Source organism: Streptomyces sp. NPDC054847 (assembly GCF_053610925.1).
The window spans coordinates 1-4,889 of record NZ_JBSGZJ010000512.1 but is presented as its reverse complement, the minus strand read 5'-3'; the positions used below and the strand labels follow the sequence as shown (position 1 = coordinate 4,889).

The window sequence follows — 4,889 nt, the reverse complement described above, 5'->3', positions numbered from 1 at the left end:
GAACACCGGGAACGCCTCATACAACTCCCGGCCCATCCCCGCCCGCTGACTCCCCTGACCCGAAAACAAAAACGCCGCACCAGCCGCAGAGGACACAGCCGTGCCGGTGACCGCACCCACGGCCGAACGCCCCTCCCCCACCGCCCGCAAACCAGCAACCGCCTCCACCACCGAACCGGCAACCACACCCGCCCGATACGCGAAACGCGTCCGGCCCGCAGCCGACAACGCCACATCCGCCAAAGCCGGCGCCTCAACACCCTCCAACCAGTCCGCCAGACGCACCGCGTTGTCTGCCAGGGCGCCGGGGGTGTGGCCGGACAGGGGCAGGACCACGGGGGTTTCTGGCGTGCCGGGGCCGCCTGTGACGGCGGTCCAGTCGACGTGGTGGCCGTCGCACCACAGGCGGCCGGTCAGGTCTTCCAGTGCCTGGCGGGAGGGCTGGTCGCGCCGGCAGGTGGCGAGCACCCGGCCGGCGGTCGTGCTGCCTGTCGTGCCGTCGTCGAGGGCCGTGAGGGTGCGTTCGATGGAGTGCCCGGCGATCGGGTGCGGGCTGATCTCGACGATGCGCAGGGTGTCGTAGCGGTCGGCGAGGGCGTGTACGGCCTCGGTGAGGAGCATGGGCTCGGACATGTTGCGTGCCCAGTAGGCGGCGTCGAGGGTGGTGCCTTCGACGGGGGTGCCGGTGACGGTCGACAGCAGGGGGACGGTGGTGGCGCGTCCGCGTATGTCGCCCAGGCGGGCGGTCAGTTCGGGTGCGAGGTGGCGCAGGGCCGCGCTGTGGGCGGCGTAGTCGATGTTGACGCGGTGGACGCGGATGCCGTCGGCGGTGAGGGTGCGTTCGGCGTCGGCGACGGCGGTAAGGGGGCCGGCCAGGCACACCTGGTCGGGGGCGAGGTGGCCGGCGATGCTCAGCGGTGTGCCGGCGACGAGGTCGCGTGCCTGGTCGAGGGGGAGGTCGCAGACGACGAGGGTGCCGTGGCCGCTTGCGTGTTCGGCGATGAGCGCGGACCAGGTGGTGATGATCCGGGCGCCTTCCCGCAGGGTCAGGGCGCCGGAGACGACGGCGGCGGCGACTTCGCCGACGCTCTGTCCCAGGACGGCGTCGGGGGTCTGTCCCCAGGCGTCGAGGGTGCGGGCGAGGGCGATCTGGAGGGCGAAGAGCACGGGCTGGAGGATGTCCGTGCGGTGGAGGGCGGTGCGGTGTTCGGGGGCGCAGAGCTGTTCGGTGACGGACCAGCCGGTGCATTCCCGTACGGCGGCGTCGCAGTCGGCGAGTGCGGTGCGGAAGGCGGGTTCGGTGAGCAGGTCGCGTCCCATGCCGAGCCACTGGGAGCCGTGGCCGGAGAAGAACCAGACGAGGGCGGGGCGTTGGTCGCCGGTGGTGGCGGGGTGTGCGTCGAGGGTGTCGAGGTGGGCGGCGAGGGTGTCGGCGGCCCGGGCGGGGTGGTCGGCGGCGGCGAAGAGGCGGTAGGGGCCGGTGCCGGGCGCGGTGGGGGTGGCGCCGTTGCGGATGCCGTCGATGAGGTCGTGGGCTGCTCGGGTCAGGGCGGTGGGGGTGTCGGCGCCGACGGCGAGCAGGGTGCGGGGCCTGGCGGGGGGTGCTTCCAGGGCGATGTGGGCGTTGGTGCCGCCGAAGCCGAAGCCGCTGACGCCGGCGTAGCGGCGGGGGGCCGGTGGCCAGGGCCGGTGGGTGGTGACGACTTCGAGGCGGTTGCCGGTGAAGTCGATGTGCGGGTTGGGGGTGCGGAAGTGGAGGCTGGCGGGGAGTTCGCCGTGGTGGAGGGCGAGGGCGGTCTTCATGAGGCCGACGACACCGGCGGCGGGTTCGAGGTGTCCGAAGTTGGTCTTGGCGGAGCCGATGTGCAGTGGCTCGGTGCGGCCGGGGGCGAACACGGAGCCGAGGGCTTCGGCTTCGATGGGGTCGCCGAGGAGGGTGCCGGTGCCGTGGGCCTCGATGTAGGAGACGTCCTTGGGGGCGATGCCGGCGTCCTGCCAGGCGGTGCGCAGGACGTCGCTCTGGGCCTGGGGGTTGGGGGCGGTCAGGCCGTTGGAGGCGCCGTCGTTGTTGACGGCGGTGCCGCGGATGACGGCGTAGATGCGGTCGCCTGCGGCGAGGGCGTCGGAGAGGCGGCGCAGGACGACGACGCCGCATCCTTCGCCGCGTACGTAGCCGGCTGCGTCGGCGTCGAAGGCGCGGCACTGGCCGTCGGGGTTCAGGCCGCCGAACTTGGTCATGGCGACGGTGGTGTGGGGGTGGAGCATGACGTTGACGCCGCCGGCGAGGGCGGTGTCGGTTTCGCCGCCTCGCAGGCTCTGTACGGCGAGGTGGGTGGCGGTGAGGGAGGAGCTGCACGCGGTGGCGACGGCCATGGCGGGGCCTTGGAGGCCGAGGGTGTAGGCGATGCGGGCGGGGATGACGGAGTTGTCCCAGCCGGTGGCGGAGTGGGTGGCGATCTGTGCGGGGTCGGCTCCGGTGGCCAGGTGGTATTCCTGCGCCATGGTGCCGAGGAAGACGCCGGTGCGGGTGCCGGTGAGGTCGGCGGGCCGGATGTGTGCGTCCTCGAGTGCGGCCCAGGCGACTTCGAGGGCCATGCGCTGCTGGGGGTCCATCTGGCGTGCTTCGGCGGGTGAGATGCGGAAGAACCCGGCGTCGAAGTCGGCGATGTCGTCGAGGAATCCGCCGCGGCGGGTGGTCGTCCGGCCGGGGGCGTCGGGGTCTTCGTCGTGCCAGTCGTCGATGTTCCAGCGGTCGGCGGGTACGTCGCGGACGGCGTCGAGGCCGTCGGTGAGGGCCTGCCACAGGGCGTGGGGGCTGTCGACGCCGCCGGGCAGGCGGCAGCCGAGGCCGACGATGGCGACGGGTTCGTGGTGGTGGCCCTGGTGGCCGGCCGGTGCGCCGGGCGCGGGGGCCGGGGCGGGGTCGCCGGCGAGGTGGGCGGCGAGGGCGGAGACGGTGGGGTACTGCCAGGCGGTCCAGCTGGGGACCGGTTGGCCGAGGTGGGCGGAGAGCCGGCCGGTCAGGGCCATGGTGTGGACGGAGGTCATGCCCAGTTCGTGCAGGGGCCGGTCGGCGGTGACGGACCGGGGGGTGGTGCCGAGCAGGTCGGCGACGGTTTCCTGGATGAACTGTGCGATGTCCTGGGCGGTGGAAGAGGAACCGCTGTCGCCGTTCTCCTTGGCCATGCTCATGTGTTCACCCTCGCCCTTCTGCGACCGATGTCCGTGCGGGTGGCACCCCTGTCCGCGCCCGGACGCAACCGCATCCACCCTGGTGGGGGCGGCTCGGGGCGTGCTCGAGCGGCCGTCCAGACGGGCCGAGGGCCGCTCCGACGGTGCGGGGCGGCCCTCGTGCCAGGAGGTGTGTTCAGGTGGTCAGCGTTCGGCGCCGGCGGCGGCCGGCTCGGGGGTGAGGGGGCCGCTGCCGCCGTACCGGGACTTGTCGGCGGGTGTCAGGAAGCGGCGGTCGGCGATGCGTGCGTACACGGTGGCCGCCTCGGTGGGGGTGCGTTCCATGGTGGTGCGGTCGACGCGGTAGAGGCCGAAGCGGGGGGTGTAGCCGCCGAGCCATTCGAAGTTGTCGAGCAGGCTCCAGTGGTAGTAGCCGCGGATGTCGGTGCCTTCGGCGCGCAGGCGCTGGATCTGTTCGAGGGCGCGTACGAGGTGTTCGGCGCGGCGCTTGCCGGATTCGGTGGCCAGGCCGGACTCGGTGACGACGAGCGGCAGGCCGGGGTAGCGGCTGCTGATCTCCTTGAGGACGGTGTAGAGGCCCTCGGGGTTGGTCTCGTAGCCCATGGTGGGGACGTAGTACGTCTTGTCGAGCAGGGGCAGGCTCGGTTCGTTCAGGCAGACCTCGACGCCCAGGACGGGGTAGAGGATGCCGGCCGGGTCGGAGCCGGGGGCGGAGACGCCGGTGCGGGAGTAGCTCTGCGGGCCGAGCCAGTCGATCTTGTTCTTCCACTCGGGGTGGGCCTCGTCCATGGTGCCGTCGAGGTCCTGGTCGAACCGGCCCTGCCACAGCGAGTCGACGACGCTGTAGTCGATGAACTGGCGGTAGCGGTCGCGGGCGGCGATGTCCTTGGGGTCGTTGCTGAGTTTGCCGTCGTGGACCGGGACGTATTCCTGGGCGCCGGTGGTCAGGCCGACGCTGGAGGGTGCGCCGTCGCCGTCGGTGTCGGTGCGGTCGGCGCTCTTGATGGCGTCGTACATGGCCACGTGGGCCTGGATGTAGGTGCGTTGGGCGGCGGCGAAGCGTTTCACGTCGCCCTGCAGCAGGCTGGACTTGCCGGGCGGGCCGGCGCCGAAGGAGTGGGAGAGGGTCATGTAGACCATGGGTTCGTTGACGGTGACCCATTCGTCGACGCGGTCGCCGAACGTGGTGGCGAGGAGTGCGGCGAATTCGGCCATTTCCTTGACGACCAGCGGGCCGCCCCGGGGGTGGTCGAGGCCGCACAGGTTGGTGTCGCGGGGCCCGTTCGCGCATTCGTTGTCGGCCGGGTCGTCGACCCATACCGGATTGGCGAAGTGGTGCACGGTGATCATGGGGCGGATGCCCTTGGCGGCGAGGGCGTCGAGTTGCTTCTTGTAGTGGGCGAGGGCGTTTTTGTCGATGACGTTGCGCCGGGGTTCGATGCGCGCCCATTCGACGCCGAATCGGTAGGAGTCGACATTCAGGTCGTCGATGAGGCGGACGTCCTGGAGTGCTTTCGAGTAGCCTTTGACGCCTTCTCCGACGAAGGGGCTCTTGCCCATTCCCTCGGGTGCCGGGCGGGTCCACTTGTACCAGTCGGTGTTGGGGTTCCGGTCTTCGATCTGGGTGGCGGAACTGGCCACTCCGAAGCGGAATCCGTTCTTGCCCGCGGGGCCGGATATCGGTCCAATGGGAGGGA

Annotated in this window: 2 protein-coding genes; both read right to left on the bottom strand. The window is 71.6% G+C overall.

All coding sequences use genetic code 11. The annotated features are described in order from the left end of the window. Positions 1 to 3,192 (bottom strand): type I polyketide synthase (locus tag ACWGH4_RS31250; protein ID WP_453466815.1); only part of this gene is annotated, 3,192 nt, incomplete at its 3' end. A gap of 183 nt (positions 3,193 to 3,375) precedes the next feature. Next, the coding region (locus ACWGH4_RS31245) for a glycoside hydrolase family 1 protein (RefSeq protein ID WP_453466813.1) at positions 3,376 to 4,889 on the bottom strand (1,514 nt) is incomplete at its 5' end.